General features: G+C 59.2%; 19 protein-coding genes. 6 read left to right on the top strand and 13 right to left on the bottom strand.

Features of this window, described 5'->3' with window-relative positions:
- Positions 1–2 precede the first annotated feature (2 nt).
- Genes ispF through ftsB form a run of 3 tightly spaced genes read right to left on the bottom strand, consistent with a single transcriptional unit; the run spans position 3 to position 1515 of the window.
- The gene (ispF, locus tag FO014_RS05875; protein WP_015670983.1) at positions 3–476 is read right to left on the bottom strand and encodes a 2-C-methyl-D-erythritol 2,4-cyclodiphosphate synthase; all 474 of its coding nucleotides are present in this window, start codon (positions 474–476) and stop codon (positions 3–5) included.
- An 11-nt stretch (positions 477–487) separates the two neighbouring features.
- Complete coding sequence (gene ispD, locus FO014_RS05880) at positions 488–1195, bottom strand: 2-C-methyl-D-erythritol 4-phosphate cytidylyltransferase (RefSeq protein ID WP_160028275.1); 708 nt, start codon at positions 1193–1195, stop codon at positions 488–490.
- Positions 1196–1197: 2 nt separating this feature from the next.
- Positions 1198–1515 carry a cell division protein FtsB gene (gene ftsB / locus FO014_RS05885; RefSeq protein ID WP_015670981.1) on the bottom strand — a complete coding sequence of 106 codons (318 nt, stop codon included), beginning with the start codon at positions 1513–1515 and terminating at the stop codon, positions 1198–1200.
- A gap of 402 nt (positions 1516–1917) precedes the next feature.
- Here ftsB and FO014_RS05890 point away from each other — a divergent pair, with 402 nt between their 5' ends.
- From FO014_RS05890 to FO014_RS05900, 3 genes are all read left to right on the top strand, one after another.
- Complete coding sequence (locus tag FO014_RS05890) at positions 1918–2679, top strand: basic amino acid ABC transporter substrate-binding protein (protein WP_160028277.1); 762 nt, start codon at positions 1918–1920, stop codon at positions 2677–2679.
- Positions 2680–2785: 106 nt separating this feature from the next.
- Positions 2786–3505, top strand: coding sequence for an amino acid ABC transporter permease (locus tag FO014_RS05895; RefSeq protein WP_160031365.1), 720 nt, complete (start codon positions 2786–2788; stop codon positions 3503–3505).
- The gene (locus FO014_RS05900) at positions 3489–4211 is read left to right on the top strand and encodes an amino acid ABC transporter ATP-binding protein (RefSeq protein WP_160028279.1); all 723 of its coding nucleotides are present in this window, start codon (positions 3489–3491) and stop codon (positions 4209–4211) included. Before FO014_RS05895 ends, FO014_RS05900 begins: the two co-directional genes overlap by 17 nt.
- A gap of 51 nt (positions 4212–4262) precedes the next feature.
- On the opposite strand, the gene FO014_RS05905 is transcribed toward FO014_RS05900, so the two are convergent.
- The 6 genes from FO014_RS05905 to FO014_RS05930 form a co-directional block, all read right to left on the bottom strand.
- Positions 4263–4580: a DUF3561 family protein gene (locus FO014_RS05905; RefSeq protein ID WP_160028281.1), complete on the bottom strand. Its 318-nt coding sequence runs from the start codon at positions 4578–4580 to the stop codon at positions 4263–4265.
- Positions 4581–4674: 94 nt separating this feature from the next.
- Positions 4675–5304 carry an adenylyl-sulfate kinase gene (gene cysC / locus FO014_RS05910; protein ID WP_160028283.1) on the bottom strand — a complete coding sequence of 210 codons (630 nt, stop codon included), beginning with the start codon at positions 5302–5304 and terminating at the stop codon, positions 4675–4677.
- A 2-nt stretch (positions 5305–5306) separates the two neighbouring features.
- Positions 5307–6734 carry a sulfate adenylyltransferase subunit CysN gene (gene cysN / locus FO014_RS05915; RefSeq protein ID WP_160028285.1) on the bottom strand — a complete coding sequence of 476 codons (1428 nt, stop codon included), beginning with the start codon at positions 6732–6734 and terminating at the stop codon, positions 5307–5309.
- Positions 6735–6745: 11 nt separating this feature from the next.
- On the bottom strand, positions 6746–7654 hold the full coding sequence (gene cysD, locus FO014_RS05920) for a sulfate adenylyltransferase subunit CysD (RefSeq protein ID WP_015670974.1): 909 nt from the start codon (positions 7652–7654) through the stop codon (positions 6746–6748).
- A 10-nt stretch (positions 7655–7664) separates the two neighbouring features.
- A complete protein-coding gene (gene cysG / locus FO014_RS05925) occupies positions 7665–9095 on the bottom strand; it encodes a siroheme synthase CysG (protein WP_160028287.1) in 1431 nt (476 codons plus the stop codon).
- Between the two features lie 194 nt (positions 9096–9289).
- Positions 9290–9445, bottom strand: coding sequence for a hypothetical protein (locus FO014_RS05930; RefSeq protein WP_160028289.1), 156 nt, complete (start codon positions 9443–9445; stop codon positions 9290–9292).
- A gap of 341 nt (positions 9446–9786) precedes the next feature.
- On the opposite strand from FO014_RS05930, the gene FO014_RS05935 reads away from it, so the two are divergent.
- Entirely contained in the window at positions 9787–10860 is a 1074-nt protein-coding gene (locus tag FO014_RS05935; protein WP_160028291.1) for an aminopeptidase, read from the top strand.
- A gap of 63 nt (positions 10861–10923) precedes the next feature.
- On the opposite strand, the gene FO014_RS05940 is transcribed toward FO014_RS05935, so the two are convergent.
- Genes FO014_RS05940 through cysJ form a run of 3 tightly spaced genes read right to left on the bottom strand, consistent with a single transcriptional unit; the run spans position 10924 to position 15193 of the window.
- A complete protein-coding gene (locus FO014_RS05940) occupies positions 10924–11655 on the bottom strand; it encodes a phosphoadenylyl-sulfate reductase (protein ID WP_105229819.1) in 732 nt (243 codons plus the stop codon).
- 17 nt (positions 11656–11672) lie between these two features.
- Complete coding sequence (gene cysI / locus FO014_RS05945; protein ID WP_160028293.1) at positions 11673–13388, bottom strand: assimilatory sulfite reductase (NADPH) hemoprotein subunit; 1716 nt, start codon at positions 13386–13388, stop codon at positions 11673–11675.
- Positions 13388–15193 carry an NADPH-dependent assimilatory sulfite reductase flavoprotein subunit gene (cysJ, locus tag FO014_RS05950; RefSeq protein WP_160028295.1) on the bottom strand — a complete coding sequence of 602 codons (1806 nt, stop codon included), beginning with the start codon at positions 15191–15193 and terminating at the stop codon, positions 13388–13390. The genes cysI and cysJ overlap by 1 nt, the downstream gene beginning before the upstream one ends.
- A gap of 414 nt (positions 15194–15607) precedes the next feature.
- On the opposite strand from cysJ, the gene queD reads away from it, so the two are divergent.
- The gene (gene queD / locus FO014_RS05955; protein ID WP_105229816.1) at positions 15608–15967 is read left to right on the top strand and encodes a 6-carboxytetrahydropterin synthase QueD; all 360 of its coding nucleotides are present in this window, start codon (positions 15608–15610) and stop codon (positions 15965–15967) included.
- Between the two features lie 63 nt (positions 15968–16030).
- On the opposite strand, the gene queE is transcribed toward queD, so the two are convergent.
- Positions 16031–16702, bottom strand: a complete 672-nt coding sequence (queE, locus tag FO014_RS05960) for a 7-carboxy-7-deazaguanine synthase QueE (protein WP_105229815.1) — start codon at positions 16700–16702, stop codon at positions 16031–16033.
- Positions 16703–16966: 264 nt separating this feature from the next.
- Between queE and FO014_RS05965 the strand changes: the two genes are divergently transcribed.
- Positions 16967–18307 (top strand): MFS transporter, encoded by a 1341-nt coding sequence (locus FO014_RS05965; RefSeq protein WP_160028297.1) that lies wholly within the window; start codon positions 16967–16969, stop codon positions 18305–18307.
- The last annotated feature ends 60 nt before the right edge of the window (positions 18308–18367 follow it).

Raw genomic sequence — 18367 nt, forward strand, 5'->3', positions numbered from 1 at the left:
GTTTACTCCTTGATTAACAAGGCAACCGCTTCGCAGGCAATCCCTTCGCCACGGCCGGTGAACCCCAGTTTTTCCGTAGTGGTCGCCTTAACGTTGACGTCATCCATATGGCACTGCAGATCTTCCGCCAGGAAAACGCGCATCTGCGGGATATGCGGCGCCATTTTCGGCGCCTGAGCGATAATCGTGACGTCCAGGTTGCCCAAACGGTAGCCTTTGGCGCGGATACGGCGCCAGGCTTCACGCAGCAGTTCACGGCTGTCGGCGCCTTTAAAGGACGGATCGGTATCCGGGAACAGCTTGCCGATATCGCCCAGCGCGGCAGCGCCCAGCAGCGCGTCGGTAGCGGCGTGCAGCGCCACATCACCGTCGGAATGGGCCAGCAAACCTTGTTCGTAAGGAATGCGGACGCCACCGATCACCAGCGGGCCTTCGCCGCCGAATTTATGTACATCAAAACCGTGACCGATTCGCATCGAGCCTGCTCCTATTGGTTCAACTGGGTTAAATAAAACGCCGCCAGCCGTAAATCTTCCGGCCGCGTCACTTTAATATTATCGGCGCGTCCCGCCACCAGCAGCGGATGGTAGCCGCAATGCTCCAGCGCCGAGGCTTCATCGGTGACGTTCGCCCCTTCATCCATCGCCCGCTGCAGGCACTGTTTCAACAGCGCCTGCGGGAAGAGCTGCGGCGTCAGCGCGTGCCATAAGTCCTGGCGCTCCACCGTATGGGCGATGGCCGCAACCCCGCTTTCCGCCCGTTTCATGGTATCGCGCACCGGCGCAGCGAGAATACCGCCCACTTTACTGTGTTCGGTAATCGCCAGCAGACGCTCAAGATCGTCGGCATGCAGACACGGACGCGCGGCGTCGTGCACCAGCACCCATTCGGCGTCGCCCGCCAGCTGCAGGCCGGCCATCACCGAATCCGCGCGCTGCTGGCCGCCGACCGTCACCACCACCCGCGGATCGCGGGCAATCGGTAAACGGGAAAAGTGGCCATCGTCCGGGCCGATGGCCACGATCGCCTGACGGACACGCGGATGACGCAGCAAAGCGTGGATCGCATGTTCAAGAATAGTTTGGTTGCCGATGGTGAGGTACTGCTTTGGGCAATCTGTTTGCATACGGCTGCCAATGCCTGCCGCCGGCAGTACGGCAACCACCTGCGGCAAGGAGCCTGCGGAGTGATTCATGTTTATTTTACGTTGTTTTGCGAGGAAGGCGTCACGCCGCGTCTGGCTTGGTCAGGAACCAGACGATAGAAAGTTTCTCCGGGCTTGATCATGCCCAGTTCGTTACGCGCGCGCTCTTCAATCGCTTCCTGACCACCGTTAAGATCGTCGATTTCGGCGAACAACTGATCGTTACGCGCTTTCAACTTGGCGTTGCTGCCCTGCTGGACTGCAACATCGTCATTGACCCGCACGTAATCGTGAACCCCATTCTTGCCCAGCCACAGCGAATACTGTAACCAGCCAAGCAATGCCAACAATAGTAGCGTAAGTTTTCCCATCCGCGCCCCCTGAAAAACCGCCTAATCATCCCACAACTTTTCGTTGGACTCCACACTGAGAGCGGCATTTCGCCGCCAGTTTAAGAATACGGATGAGCACTTATGTGCGTTTATAACCTAAAAATGCGCTGAAAGCGGCAAAAAAACCTTCACAGCCGGAAAAAACCGTACGAAAGCCCAACAACCGAGCAGCCACGGTTCATATCTTGTACAGAGCATCACACTGGCTGACTAGCGAAGCCGCCACGGTTTCCACCAGCCAATCGGCAAAAATGAATATTTAACACCATAAACCAACAAAACCCACCGTCACGGTTGTAATTTCATTCTTTGGTTATTACTTTTATGCAGTAAATATGAATAAACACCAACAAAGCATCTATAAACTTCCGGGGATTCACCATGTTAAAACACTTGCTGCTGATGGCAGCCTGCCTGACCGCCGGCTTTTCCGCCGCGGCTGAAACCACCTACGTCGTCGGTTCCGGCGGCACCTACCGCCCGTTCGAGTTCGAAAACAGCAATAAACAGCTGGAAGGTTTTGATATTGACATCATCAAAGCCGTCGCGGCGGCCGAAGGCTTCAAGATCAAACTGGTCAATACGCCGTGGGAAGGCATCTTCGCCACGTTGAACACCGGCGATCGTGACATCATTATCTCCGGCATTACCATTACCGATAAGCGCAAACAGATGGTGGAATTCTCCGCGCCGTACTTCCCGGCGGAGCAGGCGATTGTGGTGCCGAAGGATTCAACGGTCGACGCCATCGCCGCGCTGAAGGCGCTGAAAGTCGGCGTGGTCAACTCCAGCACCGGCGATATCGTGGTATCCGACGTGCTGGGGAAAAACAACACCGCCATCAAGCGTTTCGACAACACGCCGCTGATGCTGCAAGAGCTGTATGAAGACGGCATCGGCGCGGCAGTCGGCGACGTCGGCGTCGCCAAGTTCTATATCAAAACGCATCCGGAAAAGCAGTTCAAGCTGGTGTCCGACGCCAAGTTTGAACGGCAGTATTTCGGCATTGCCGTCGCCAAAGGCAACGATGAACTGCGCGACAAGATCAACGCCGGCCTGAAAAAAATCATCGCCGACGGCACCTACGCCAAAATCTACCAGACCTGGTTTGACAACAACGTCCCCACGCTGCCGGCCCAATAATCCGCTTGCCTGATACGGGCCGGATGCGTCCGGCCCTGCAACTGCCAATAAGGAATTTACCGTGAATTTCCGCTGGGAGATCATCCAGGAATACGCCCCGCTGTTTATGGAAGGCGCCTGGATGACCATCAAATGCACCATTATCTGCGTCCTGCTGGGCACCACCTGGGGCCTGCTCCTCGGTTTAGGCCGGCTGGCGCAGGCGCCGCACGGCGTCTGGAAACCCATTTTGCACTACGGCGTTCAATGGCCGGTGCGTATCTATATCAGCGCCTTCCGCGGCACGCCGCTGTTCGTGCAGATCATGGTGGTGCACTTCGCCCTGGTGCCGCTGTTTATCAATCCGCGCGACGGACTGCTGGTCGTCGGCGGCATTATGAGCAGCGATTTTGCCCGCGAGCTGCGCGCCGATTACGGCGCTTTCCTGTCCTGCGTGGTAGCGATTACGCTCAACGCCGGCGCCTATGTGTCCGAAATTTTCCGCGCCGGGATCCAGTCTATCGACCGTGGGCAGATGGAGGCCTCGCGCTCGCTCGGCATGAGCTACGGCAAAACCATGCGCAAAGTCATTTTGCCGCAGGCGTTTCGCCGCATGCTGCCGCCGCTGGGCAATAACGCCATCGCCATCGTGAAGGATTCCTCGCTGGCCTCTGCCATCGGCCTGGCCGATCTGGCCTACGCGGCGCGCACCGTATCCGGCGCCTACGCCACCTACTGGGAACCCTATCTGACCATCTCGCTGGTCTATTGGGTCATCACCTTCTTGCTGTCGCTGATGGTGCAACATCTGGAAAAGAGGTTCGGGAAAAGTGATTCGCGTACATAATCTGCAAAAACAGTTTGGCCCCACCCATGTGCTGCGCGGCATTGACTGCCAGATTGCCGCCAACGAAGTGGTGTGCGTCATCGGCCCGTCCGGCTCCGGCAAAAGCACCTTCCTGCGCTGCCTAAACGCGCTGGAAAGCCTGTCCGGCGGCGAAATCGAGGTTAACAGCTTCGCGATTCACGATCGGAAGACCGATCTCAATAAAATGCGCGCCAGCGTCGGCATGGTATTCCAACGCTTTAACCTGTTCCCGCATATGACCGTGCTGGAAAATATTATTATGGCGCCGATGGACGTGAAACGACTCTCCCGCGCCGACGCCACGCGGCAGGCCGAAACGTTGCTGCGCAAGGTCGGTCTGCTGGATAAAATCGACGCCTATCCCGGCAGTCTGTCCGGCGGCCAGCAGCAGCGGGTGGCGATTGCCCGCGCGCTGGCCATGGAGCCGAAAGTCATGCTGTTCGACGAACCGACCTCCGCGCTCGACCCGGAGCTGGTCGGCGAAGTGCTGGCGGTGATCAAGGCGCTGGCCCATGAAGGCATGACCATGGTGGTGGTGACGCACGAAATGGCATTTGCCCGCGAAGTGGCGGATCGGGTGCTGTTTATCGATCAGGGCGTCATTCAGGAGGAGGGAACGCCGCAGCAGATTTTCAGCCAGCCGGCCAACCCGCGTACTCAGGCGTTTTTAAGCAAAGTTTTGTAACCTTCGGCACGGCTTTGCAATCAGTCGGCGCGCGCTTGCGCGCCCGGCTGGTTACCAACCGCTCAGCAGACTGAATACCAGCCAGAACAGGCAAAGCACCGCAACGCCGGTCAGCAACAGCGTCAAAATCAGGCGTCCGCGCAGCAGCATGCTGAGCGTGATGCCGATCAGGACCGACACCGGCATTAAAGCCAGGAAGAAAGGCCAGGTATACAGCAGGAAAAACAGCGTGTTGGAGCCATAGACCAGGAACGGCAGCGTAAACGCCAGCCAATAGAAAACGAAACCGCTGACGCCACCGAGAAACGAGTAAGAAGGTTCTTCTTTCTCTGATGTTGAATCAATCACGACGGGCGAGACATTTTGCATAGTAATCCCTGGTTATTCATCGCTCTCAGCACGCTCTGCGGCGTGTCAGAGTAAAAAGCGCATGGCAGATAACCGCCACACGCTCTTTGGGAACTCAGGGTTTGATAATAGCCTGACCACGCAGCACGTCTAACAATTGCGCAACCAAATTTGTTACCAATTGTTCGCCATTCAGGTGGATATCTGCCGCCTCCGGCGCCTGATAAACCGCGTCGATGCCGGTGAAATTGCGCAGCTCGCCGGCGCGGGCTTTTTTGTATAAGCCCTTCGGATCGCGCGCTTCACAGATGGCCAGCGGCGTGTCGACAAACACCTCGACAAACTGGCCGTCGTCCAGCATGTCACGCACCATTTGCCGTTCGGCGCGGTGCGGAGAAATAAACGCGGTCAGCACCACCAGGCCGGCATCCACCATCAGCTTCGCCATTTCACCGACCCGGCGGATATTCTCACGCCGGTCATCATCCGAGAAGCCCAGATCGCGGCATAGCCCGTGGCGCACGTTATCGCCGTCAAGCAGATAGGTGCGCACGCCCATCGCGTGCAGCGCCTGCTCCAGCGCGCCGGCCACGGTGGATTTTCCCGAGCCGGACAGCCCGGTAAACCACAACACCACGCCGCGATGGCCATTGCGCGTTTCGCGGTCCGCACGCGTTACCGCATGCGGATGCCACACCACGTTTTCATCGTCCGGCCCGGTCGGCCGCTGTTCACGCTCGGCCACGCTTACCGGCCTCCGAGCAGGTCGCGCGCGCCCCAGTGCGGGAAGTGCTTGCGCACCAACGCATTCAGCTCCAGCTCAAACGCGCTGAACTCGCCGGCGGCGGCAGTGGTTGTCTGCTGCGCCTCACGGATCAGGCCGGCGCCGACGGTGACGTTGCTCAGACGGTCGATAATGATCATGCCGCCGGTATCCGGGTTGCTCTGGTAGCTGTCGAGCACCAGCGGTTCATCAAAGGTCAGCGCCACCAGGCCGATGCCGTTCAGCGGCAGGCTGTCGGTCTGATACTGCGCCAACGAGTTGATTTCTACCTGATGGCGAATCGCCTCCACCCGGGCGCGGGTTTTCTTGCCGGCCACCTTGATATCATAGCTCTGCCCCGGCTGCAGCGGCTGTTCCGCCATCCAGACCACATCCACCAGCGCGCTTTGCGCCGCCTGCAGGTCATCATCGGCCGCCACCAGCAGATCGCCGCGGCTGATATCCACTTCGTCCTGCAGCACCAGCGTCACCGCCTCGCCCGGCACCGCTTCCTGCAGGTCACCGTCAAAGGTGACGATGCGCGCAATGCTGGACTCCACGCCGGAAGGCAGCACTTTTACCCGCTGCCCGACGTGCGCCTTGCCGGCAGACAGTGTGCCGGCATAGCCGCGGAAATCCAGGTTCGGGCGGTTCACGTACTGCACCGGGAAACGCAGCGGCTGGGCTTCCGAACGGCCAATCACCTCCACGCTCTCCAACACTTCCAGCAGCGTCGGACCGCTGTACCAGGGCATGTTGGCGCTCTGGCCGGCAACGTTATCGCCGTCCAGCGCCGACAGCGGCACAAACTTGATGTCGAGATCGTTTGGCAACTGCTGGGCAAACGTCAGGTAGTCCTGTTTAAACTGTTCAAACACCTGCTCGCTGTAATCCACCAGATCCATTTTGTTGACCGCCACCACCAGGTGACGAATACCCAACAGCGTGGCGATAAAGCTGTGGCGGCGCGTCTGGTCCAGCACGCCTTTACGCGCGTCAATCAGCAAAATCGCCAGATCGCAGGTCGATGCGCCGGTGGCCATATTACGGGTGTACTGCTCATGCCCCGGCGTATCGGCGATGATAAATTTGCGCTTCTCGGTGGAGAAATAGCGATAGGCCACGTCGATCGTGATGCCCTGCTCGCGTTCTGCCTGCAGGCCATCCACCAGCAGCGCCAGGTCGAGCTTTTCGCCCTGCGTGCCCAGACGTTTGCTGTCGGTGTGCAGCGTAGACAGCTGATCTTCATAAATCTGACGGGTATCGTGCAGCAGGCGGCCAATCAGGGTGCTTTTGCCATCATCGACGCTGCCGCAGGTCAGGAAGCGCAGCAGGCTCTTATGCTGCTGCGCATGCAAATAGGCTTCCACCCCGCCCTGCTCGGCGATTTGTTGTGCAATTACGTTGTTCATCCGGCGGCTCCTTAGAAATACCCTTGACGCTTTTTCAGCTCCATCGAGCCAGACTGATCGCGGTCAATCATACGGCCCTGACGTTCGCTGGTGGTGGAGACCAGCATCTCCTCGATGATTTCCGGCAGCGTTTCCGCCGAGGACTCCACCGCGCCGGTCAGCGGCCAGCAGCCCAGCGTGCGGAAGCGCACCATGCGCTGGCTGATCACTTCGCCCGGCTGCAGATCGATACGGTCGTCATCCACCATCATCAGCATGCCGTCACGCTCCAGCACCGGACGCGGCTTCGCCAGATACAGCGGCACGATGTCGATATTTTCCAGGAAGATGTACTGCCAGATGTCCAGCTCGGTCCAGTTCGACAGCGGGAATACGCGGATGCTTTCCCCTTTGTTAATCTGGCCGTTGTAGTTGTGCCACAGCTCCGGACGCTGGTTTTTCGGATCCCAGCGGTGGAAACGGTCGCGGAATGAGTAAATACGCTCTTTGGCGCGGGATTTTTCCTCATCGCGCCGCGCGCCGCCAAAGGCAGCGTCAAAACCGTATTTGTTCAGCGCCTGCTTCAGGCCTTCGGTTTTCATGATATCGGTATGCTTGGCGCTGCCGTGCACAAACGGGTTAATCCCCATCGCCACCCCTTCCGGGTTTTTATGCACCAGCAGCTCAAAACCGTACTCTTTCGCCGTGCGGTCGCGGAACTGATACATCTCCTGGAATTTCCAGCCGGTATCCACGTGCAGCAGCGGGAACGGCAGGGTGCCCGGATAGAAGGCCTTGCGCGCCAGATGCAGCATCACCGAAGAGTCTTTACCTATGGAGTACAGCATCACCGGGTTGCTGAATTCAGCGGCAACTTCACGGATGATATGGATACTCTCCGCCTCCAATTGCCGCAAGTGAGTGAGTCGTTTTTCGTCCATAACAGATCCTTTAAGCCAAATTCACTACGGCGGGACGCGCAGCCCCGTCCGTCTGAGGTTGATGCCCAAACCAGGCGATTTGATGGTGCAGTTCCACCACTTCGCCAATCACCAGTAGCGCCGGCAACGGCGCCTGCTGGGCTAATTGTTCCAACTGCTGCAGCGTGCCGATCAGCACCTGCTGGTCAGCACGCGTGCCGCGGCTGATCACCGCCACCGGGGTCTGCGCCTCGCGGCCATGGGCAATCAGACGCTGGCTGATATCCGCCGCCTTCATGGTGCCCATATAAATCGCCAGCGTCTGGCGCGCACGCGCCAGGTCGGCCCAGTCCAACCCGTCGCCATCGGGACGACAGTGGCCGGTGATAAAGGTCACGCTCTGCGCATGATCGCGGTGGGTCAGCGGGATGCCGGCATAGGCCGTCGCACCGGCTGCCGCCGTGACGCCCGGCACCACCTGAAACGGGATCCCCGCCGCCGCCGCAACCTGCAGCTCTTCCCCGCCGCGGCCAAAGATAAACGGATCGCCGCCCTTCAGGCGCACCACGCGTTTACCCTGCTGCGCCAGTTCCACCAGCAGGCGGTTGGTCTCTTCCTGGATCACCAGATGCGCGCCGGCACGTTTGCCTACGCAGATGCGTTCCGCATCGCGACGCACCAGATCGAGGATCTCGTCGCTCACCAGGTGGTCGTACAGCACCACGTCGGCCTGCTGCATCACCTGCAGGCCGCGTAAGGTCAGCAGACCGACGTCGCCCGGCCCGGCGCCGACCAGCGCAATCTCGCCCTGTGACGCCTCATCGCCGGCGGCAAAAGCGGCCAGGTCTTGCTCCAGCTGTTGCTGCGCCTGCTGCGGCTGCTTATTGGCCGCCAGCGTGGCAAAGCGGCCGTTAAGAGATTTCTCCCAGAAACGACGACGTGCGCCGATCGAACTCAGCTGCTGCTTTACCCGTGCGCGAAAACCGCCGGCCAGTTGCGCCATGGTGCCAAGGCTGGCCGGCAGCAGCGCCTCCAGCTTTTCACGCAGCATCCGCGCCAGCACCGGCGCCTTGCCGCCGGATGACACCGCCACCATCAGCGGTGAACGGTCAACAATCGACGGAAAAATAAATGAGCAACGCGGCTGATCGTCCACCACGTTGGCCAGCAAGCGGCGCTTATCCGCCTCGGCATAAACCTGGGCGTTCAGCGCGGCGTCGTCGGTTGCGGCGATCACCAGAAACACCTCATCCAGCTGGTGCGGCGCAAACGCCTGCCCCAGCCAGTTGATGCGTCCAGACTGGCGATGCTGTTCAAGTTCCGGTGAGAGCGACTGCGCAACTATCCGTATTTCAGCCCCGGCGCGCGCAAGCAGTTCAACTTTACGCGCAGCAACTTCACCGCCGCCAACGACCAGTACCGGACGTTGTTTCAGATCGGCAAATATTGGTAGATAGTCCACAACAGCCTTTTCATATAACGGAAAGATAGTGTGACTATACGGGCTGCGATTTAGCCCCTGAAATGACGAAAAGGAATGATATGTGCATTTATGGAATATAGGCCGCGGCGCAGGCGCGGTGAGGCACCGGCATACGCCGCCATCATGCCCGGACAAACAGGCACATAACGCCGTTTAAGAGATGGCGAAACCGCTCAGAACCACAGCTTGGCGGCGGTCATGCACCGTGCGGCAACGCCGAATATACAACTGACCATCCATTTGGTTTGGCTGACAACCTCTTTATTCACCAAACTAATTTCCCGGTGCAGCAGGGCCACCTCCTGACGCAGATCGCCCTTGGTCACCATTCTAACGAACGCATGTTCAGCTCGGCCAAATCAAGGTTGACCTGATTGACGTCCGCCTCCCCCCGTCCGACACGCTTCTCAACGCCCTCAACACGCTGATTCATGCGCTCTCCCTGCCGAGAAAAATCATCTCGCTGGATAGTAGACCTATTGTTCAGGCGGTTAAATAGCGATTCCGCTAATTTGCCATACGCCTCGCAATCGCCTTCCACCGACGGCGTTCAGCTTTTACCGCCATAAATTAAGAGCAGATGAAATTGTCTAATCCACCATTGCGTTTCATACTAAGGCCGAAAAAAATAATCGGCGTAATTGCGCGCCTACGAGAAGGATTTTCCGCTATGTTTTCCCGCCAGTGTCTGAAAGCCGGCCTGTTGGCTGCGGCATTCAGCAGCGTTTTTTGCGCCTCAGCCGCGACGCATCCCGGCCAGGACGCGCCAATGGGTCAATTCGCCGCCGAAAAAATGCGTTATATCGCCACCTATTTTCCGGGACGTATGGCAGGCAGCCCGGCAGAACAGCTGGCCGCCGACTATCTGAAACAGCAGTTCGGCCAGATGGGCTACCAGAGTAATATTCGCAGCTTCAACAGCCGCTATCTCTATCGCAACAAAAACGGCAGCGAAAACTGGCGCACTATCCGGGTGAACTCGGTGATCGCCGCCAAAAGCGGCGATCGGCCACAGCAGATCATCGTGATGGCGCATTTCGATACCTATACGCCGCGTAGTGATGCCGACGTCGACAACAACCTGGGCGGTCTGACGCTGCAAGGGGTCGACGATAACGCCTCCGGCGTCGGCGTGATGATGGAACTGGCGCAGCGGATGAAGGATATCCCCACCCGCTACAGCCTGCGTTTTATTGCCGCCAGCGGTGAGGAACTTGGCTCGCTGGGCGCGAAAAATTATCTGCAGCGCATGAGTGCGGAAGAGCGGGCGAACACGCTGCTGGTGATTAATCTCGACAGCCTGATCACCGGCGACAAACTCTATTTCCACGCCGGCCGCAACACGCCGCCGAAGGTTGCCAAACAGAGCCGCGATCGGGCGCTGGATATCGCCCACCGCTACGGCATCGCCGCCTCGCTCAACCCCGGCAGCGACCCGTATCCGAAGGGCACCGGCTGCTGCTCCGATCAGCAGGTGTTTGACGACGCACGTATCCCGGTCATGGCGGTCGAGGCCACCAACTGGGCGCTGGGCAAAAAAGACGGCTATCAGCAGCGTGCGGCCAGCCCGCACTTCCCGCAGGGTATCTCCTGGCACCGGCCGCAGTACGACAACGTACAATATCTGGATCGCTACCTGCCGGGACGGATTGATAAACGCAGCCGGGACAGCGTGCAGGTGCTGCTGCCGCTGTTAAAAGAGCTGGCGCAGGCGCACCCGGCGCCCAAAGCGAAAAAGTCATAAAAAAAGGGATGGCCGGCGCCATCCCTTCTTCGTTATTCCGTCTGCGCTCTCAGCGCATCCGGATTACTCATGCAGCCCGCATTCACGTTTCAGGCCGAAGAAGCGCGTCTCTTCTTCATTCATGCCCGGCTCCCACTTGCGCGTGGTGTGGGTATCGCCCACCGACAGGTAGCCCTGCTCCCGCAGCGGGTGATAGCTCAGCCCGTGATCCGTCAGATACTGATAAATCTGACGGTTGTCCCAGTCAATGATCGGCAGCACCTTAAAGACGCCGCGCTGTACCGCCAGTACCGGCAGGTTGGCGCGGCTGCCGGACTGCTCGCGGCGCAGGCCGGCGAACCAGGTGTTGGCGCCCAGCGTTTCCAGCGCGCGGTTCATCGGCTCAACCTTATTGAGCTGGTTATAGCGCTCAATCCCTTCGACGCCCTGCTCCCACAGTTTGCCGTAGCGCGCTTCCTGCCAGGCCGGCGAGTGCTCGGCGCGGAACACCTGCAGGTTCAGGTTCAGTTTGTCGGTCAGCTGATCGACAAACTGATAGGTTTCCGGGAACAGATAGCCGGTATCGGTCAGGATCACCGGAATATCCGGCTGGATACGCGTCACCAGATGCAGACAGACCGCGGCCTGAATCCCGAAGCTGGAAGAGAGCACAAACGCGCCCGGCAGCTGTTCCAGCGCCCACTCCACGCGCTGTTGCGCAGAGAGCCGCTCCAGTTTGCCGTTGACCTCAGCCAGCGCCAGCGCCTGCCCGGATTTCGGCAGCGCATTCAGCGCCGCCAGATCGAATTCAGCCATGTTGTCAGCCTCCTCGGTTAGTCCCAGAAATCCCGTGCCGGATCCACCACCGGACGGATAATACCGGCGCGGATGGTGAAGTCGCCGAACCCTTCGCCCGCGTTGCGCTCTTGCGCCCAGCGGCCGACCAGTTGGTCGATCTCCTGCAGGATCTGCTCTTCATTGATATTCTCGCGATACATGCGCGGGATACGCGTCCCTTCGCGATTGCCACCCAGGTGCAGGTTATAACGGCCGACCGCTTTGCCCACCAGACCGATCTCCGCCAGCAGCGCGCGGCCGCAGCCGTTCGGGCAGCCGGTCACGCGCAGCACCACGTGCTCATCGCCCACCCCGTGCTGATGCATGATGCCTTCAACCTTGGTGACAAACTGCGGCAGGAAGCGCTCGGCCTCCGCCATCGCCAGCGGGCAGGTCGGGTACGACACGCAGGCCATCGAGTTTTTACGCTGCTCGCTGACGCCGTCATCGATCAGACCGTGTGCGCGAGCGATGGCTTCAATATTGGCCTTCTCGCTTTCCGGTACGCCGGCGACGATCAGGTTCTGGTTGGCGGTCAGGCGGAAGTCGCCCTGATGCACTCTGGCAATTTCCGCCACGCCGCTTTTCAGCGGACGGCCCGGATAGTCCAGCAGACGGCCGTTCTCGATAAACAGCGTCAGGTGCCAGTGGTTATCGACCCCTTTCACCCAGCCGATGCGGTCGCCGCGGCCGGTAAACTCATAAGGACGAATCGGCTCGAAGGTGATGCCGGCGCGTTTTTCCACTTCGGCGCGGAAGGTGTCGACGCCGACACGCTCCAGCGTATATTTGGTTTTGGCGTTTTTACGATCGGTGCGGTTGCCCCAGTCGCGCTGGGTGGTTACCACCGCCTCGGCCACCGCCAGCGTATGCTCCAGCGGAATATAGCCGAACTCGCTGGCGTTACGCGCGTAGGTTTTCTTGTTGCCGTGTTCAATCGACAGGCCGCCGCCCACCAGCAGGTTAAAGCCCACCAGCTTGCCGTTTTCCGCAATGGCGACAAAGTTCATGTCGTTGGCGTGCAGATCGACGTCGTTCTGCGGCGGGATCACCACCGTGGTTTTGAATTTGCGCGGCAGATAGGTCGGGCCGAGGATCGGCTCTTCGTCGGTGGTCGCCACCTTCTCTTTATCCAGCCACACTTCCGCATAGGCGCGGGTGCGCGGCAGCAGATGCTCGGAGATTTTTTTCGCCCACTCGTAGGCTTCCTGATGCAGCTCGGACTCCACCGGGTTCGAGGTGCACAACACGTTACGGTTAACGTCGTTGGCGGTCGCCAGTGCGTCCAGCCCCAGCTTGTTCAGCAGCTGGTGCACCGGCTTCACGTTGCCTTTCAGAATGCCGTGAAACTGGAAAGTCTGACGGTTGGTCAGGCGAATGCTACCGTACAGCGTGCTCTCCTCGGCAAACTTATCAATGCCCAGCCACTGCTGCGGGCTGATAATACCGCCGGGCAGACGGCAGCGCAGCATCATCGCATGGCGCGGCTCCAGTTTCTGCTCGGCGCGTTCGGCGCGGATATCGCGATCGTCCTGCTGATACATACCGTGGAAACGGATCAGCAGGAAGTTGTCGCCGTTAAAGCCGCCGGTCAGACCGTCATTCAGATCTTCGGCGATGGTGCCGCGCAGGAAGTTACTCTCACGCTTCATGCGCTCGGCATCGGCCAGTTTGCCTTCTACAACCAGAGGGCCGGGGTGTTTATCACTCATCAGTAAACATCTCGCTGATAACGGCGCTCAAAGCGCAGCTCACTTAAAAATTCGTCGGCCTGCTCGGTATCCATCCCACCGTGCTCGGCGACCAGTTCCAGTAATGTATTTTCCACGTCTTTCGCCATGCGATTGGCATCGCCGCAGACGTAAATGTGCGCGCCTTGCTGGATCCAGCGCCACACTTCCGCGCCCTGTTCGCGCAGTTTGTCCTGTACATACACCTTGTGCTGCTGGTCACGCGACCAGGCCAGATCGATGCGGGTCAGCAGGCCGTCTTTCACGTAGCGCTGCCACTCCACCTGATAGAGGAAGTCTTCGGTAAAGTGCGGGTTGCCGAAGAACAGCCAGTTCTTGCCGCCGGCGCCGTCGGCGTCGCGCTGCTGCATAAAGGCGCGGAACGGCGCGATACCGGTGCCGGGGCCGATCATGATCACCGGCGTGTCCGGGTTGGCCGGCAGGCGGAAGTTGTCGTTGTGTTCGATAAACACCCGCACATCACCGTCTTCCTCCAGGCGATCGGCCAGGAAGCTCGATGCGCCGCCGGCGCGCGCGCGGCCGTCGATGTCATAGCGCACCACGCCGACCGTGACATGCACTTCGTTTTCCGTTTCCGCCTGCGAAGAGGCAATGGAGTACAGGCGCGGTGTCAGCGGACGCAACAGGCCAAGCAGCTGTTCGGCGCTGAGTTCAACCGGCGCCTGACGCACCATATCGACGATCGGCGTATTGTGCGCATACTGCTGCAGCGCGGCTTTGTCGGCCACCAGCGCCAGCAGCTTTTCATCACGCGCCAGCGCGGCGTATTTCTCTACGATTGGCGTAGTGTTCTGCGTCAGCTCATAGTGGCTGCGCAATGCGTCGCTCAGCGGCAGCGTTTTACCGTCCACCTCGACCGCTTCATCGCCTTTCAGCCACAGCAGCTGCACCAGTTCGTCGACCAGCGCCGGATCGTTATCGAACCAGACGCCCAGCGCATCGCCAGGCTGATAGCGCAGCCCGGAGTCGCCCAGGTCGATCTCAATGTGGCGCACGTCTTTATCGGAATGACGGCCAGTCACCTTTTGGTTCACCGCCAGCTGCGCCGTCAGCGGCTGCTCTTTGCTGTACGGACTGCTGTCGAGCTGGTCTACCGCCGCGCCGGCCAGCACGCCCGGCGCGGCGCTTTCCGTTGGCGCGCGCTCTTTCAGCACCGTCACCACCTGTTTGCGCCAGGCGGCCGCCACGTCCTGATACTCGACGTCGGCATCAATACGTTCAACCAGACGCTCGGCGCCCAGTTCCGCCAGTTTGGCGTCGAAATCCTTGCCGGACTGGCAGAAATTCTCATAGGACGTATCGCCCAGGCCAAATACCGCAAAGGCGGTTTCATTCAGCTTCGGCGCTTTTTTGGAATGCAGGAACTTATGCAGCGCCACCGCCTCTTCCGCCGGTTCGCCTTCGCCCTGGGTGGAGGCCACCACGATCAGCAGGCGTTCCTGAGCGATCTGCTTATATTTGTAATCCCCGGCATTGACCAGGTTGACGCTCAGCTTGGCCTCCAGCAGATCGTCGCGCAGCTGTTCCGCCAGGCGACGGGCGTTGCCGGTCTGCGAGGCGGAAATAATGGTAATGCTCGGCGCGGCAGCAGCGGCGGGCGCGGCCGGCAAGGCGACGGCTCCGGGCTGTTGGTTAACCATTCCCCAGAAGTAACCGGACAGCCACGCCAGCTGCGTCGGCGAATAGTCGCCAATCGCCGCCTGCAGGTTAGAGAGCTGTTCGGGCGTCAGCGGGAGCAAAGATGTTGGAGGAGCCTGAGTCGTCATTGCGGACATAATTCCTATGCTTAGCCAGTGTCATTCGCTGTCTTTTCGTTCAGTCTGATTTCCTGAAAAGATCAGGAGAGTTTGTAAGGTTACCGAGCCAAATAGCAACGAATAAATAAGGGATAGCAATAATTAATAACCAAAATGACTAAGCTGTTTTACTGGTAAGGCATAACGCTTAAAGCGCTAAGGTTTCATTTTTATCATTTTGAATTTAATGCGATTTTTTTGATGTTTTTTGAATGAATCGCATTTACCCGCTAACCGGCCCGGCCGGTAAGGCCCCGCAGGCGTCAATAAAAAATGCAGAGGATGCATTGCGTGCGCAATCATGTAGACCATAACGGTATAAATGGCAAGCAATCACGCTTTCCGGTAGTATGCGTCGGTTTTTGAGTCAATGAGGCCGTAACAATGGCAACCACGCTGTTTAAAGATTTTCAATTTGAAGCCGCACACCGCCTGCCGCATGTGCCTGAAGGCCATAAATGCGGCCGTCTGCACGGGCATTCGTTTATGGTGCGTCTGGAGATAACCGGTGAGGTGGATCCGCACACCGGCTGGGTAATGGACTTTGCCGAACTGAAAGCCGCATTCAAACCCGTTTGGGAGCGGCTGGATCACCATTATCTGAACGATATTCCAGGGCTGGAAAATCCGACCAGTGAAGTGCTCGCCGCCTGGATCTGGCAGCAGATGAAACCGCTGCTGCCGGAACTGAGCGCGGTGATGGTGAAAGAGACCTGCACCGCCGGCTGCGTCTATAAAGGTTAAGCGCGCAACGATAACGGGCGCGCAGTGCCGCGTCCCGCTATCTTGCCCACCGGCCGGACAGCCTTAAGCAATATTCAGATACTTGTGCGTCTGCATCGACAAGCGCCAGTTGCGCTCGATGCAGGTGGCGATACAAAGCTTCGTCGCTTCATCTTTCTGACTGATCGGCTGCAGGGCAATCACCCGCCGTTTCTCATCGTGCAGCGTCTCCAACAGCGCATCCAGCGCGTCAATATCGCGCTGACGCCCGACCGGATGTTTGATTTCATCCGCACGCGTTAGCGCCTGATCCAATACTTTCATGCCGCCGCGCATATTCACCTTCGGGGAAACCGTCACCCAGGTATCCGCCGTGCACTGCACCTCGTGGGTGCCGCTGGTTTCGATCTGGCAGCCGTAGCCGTGCTCTTCAAACAGGCGGGTCAGCGGGGTTAAATCGTAAATGCACGGTTCGCCGCCGGTAATGACGATATGGCGCGCGCTATAGCCCTGCTGGCGTATTACCGCCAGCAGCTGTTCGGCGCTGGCGCTGCCCCAGGCGTCGCTTTCCTCGGTTTTCACCAAAATGCGCTGCATGTCCACTTCCCGATGAGCATCCTTTTCCCAGGTGTGTTTGGTATCGCACCAGCTGCATCCTACCGGACACCCCTGCAGGCGGATAAAAATAGCCGGAACGCCGGTGAAATAACCTTCGCCCTGTAAAGTCTGGAACATCTCATTAATCGGGTACTGCATGCATCTCTCAATATTGGACAGGTAAAACGCGATTATCTCAGATTCCCGCCCGGCGGCCAAATAACCTCATCGCCGCCTATGTCGCGCTCTGGCGCACAACAATCGATCCTGCGTCGCAAAAATAACAATTAGCCAACAAATAAGATAAATGTATTTGACATTAATCCCCGCACACATCACTGATGTATATACATGCAAGCACAAGTCGGGCATCCGTTCCGGCGTTCGATACAACAACCATCACAAGCACTTTTCGAGGGGACTATGGCTCATTCCACCAAGTTGAACATCCAGCAGGCGATCGACGACAGTAAGTTCTCGCTGTTCCACTGGACGCTGATTATTCTCGGTTTTCTGGTTCTGGCCATCGACGGCTTCGACACCGCCGCCATGGGCTATATCGCGCCGGCGCTCGCCGAGGACTGGGGGATCGTCAAGCAGGATCTGGGGCCGGTGCTGAGCGCCGCCCTGCTCGGGCTGTCGCTGGGCGCGCTGGTGGCCGGGCCGCTCTCCGACCGCATCGGCCGTAAGCGGGTGCTGGTGTTTTCCTGCCTGTTCTTCGGCTTGTCCAGCCTGGCGACCGCCTACGCCGGTTCGCTCGACAGCCTGACGCTGTGGCGCTTTCTTACCGGTCTCGGCCTTGGCGCCGCCATGCCCAACGCCATTACGCTGATTTCCGAGTATGCGCCGCAGCGCTGCCGTTCACTGGCGATCAACACCATGTACTGCGGTTTTCCGCTGGGCGCCGCCGCCGGCGGCGCCATCTCCTCCTGGCTGATACCGGGCTACGGCTGGCACAGCGTGCTGCTGCTCGGCGCGATCGCACCGCTGATGCTGACGGTGCTGCTGATTCTGCTGCTGCCGGAATCGGTCAAATACCTGGTCAACCGCGGCAAGGATATGCAAAAGATCAAACGCATTACCCAGCGCTTCAGCGGAAAAAACCTCGACGGCGTCGAACATTTTTATCTGTACGAAGCGCCGCTGGCGGCGCCAAAAAGCAGCGTCGGCCTGCTGTTCAGCCGCCCCTATCTGCTCGGTACCCTGATGCTGTGGGTCACCTACTGCATGGGGCTGGTGATCTACTACATGCTGCTGAGCTGGATGCCGATTCTGATGCAGGGCCTGGGTTATCAGCTGGAGCAGTCCGCCATGCTGACCTCGCTGTTCACCTTTGGCGGCACCGCCGGCATCCTGATGGCCGGCTGGATGATGGACCGCTGGAACGCGCATAAGGTGGTCGCCGCCGGCTTCATCGTCACCGCGCTGTTGATCGTCGGCATGGCCACCGAAGATCGCCATATCGTTCTGCTGGGCGGCTTGATTTTCCTGATGGGCATTACCATGAACGGCGCACAGTCGGGGCTGCAAACGCTGGCCGCCACCTTTTACCCGACCCACAGCCGCGCCACCGGCATCGCCTGGATGCAGGGCATCGGCCGTTTCGGCGGCGTGGCCGGCACGATGATTGGCGCGCAGCTGATGGCGCTGCAGTGGGAAGTGCACAGCATTCTGCTGTTCCTGTGCCTGCCGGCGGTCGTTGCCGCCGTCGCCACGCTGGTTAAAATGGCGCGCCGCAAGACGCTGCAGACGGCCAATCCTTGATGCCAACGGGCGCGGCCGGCCGCGCCCGACTCTCCCGCCATAACGCTTTTTTATCCATCA

The sequence above is a fragment of the Serratia rhizosphaerae genome, from assembly GCF_009817885.1.
Classification (GTDB): Bacteria; Pseudomonadota; Gammaproteobacteria; order Enterobacterales; family Enterobacteriaceae; genus Serratia_B; species Serratia_B rhizosphaerae.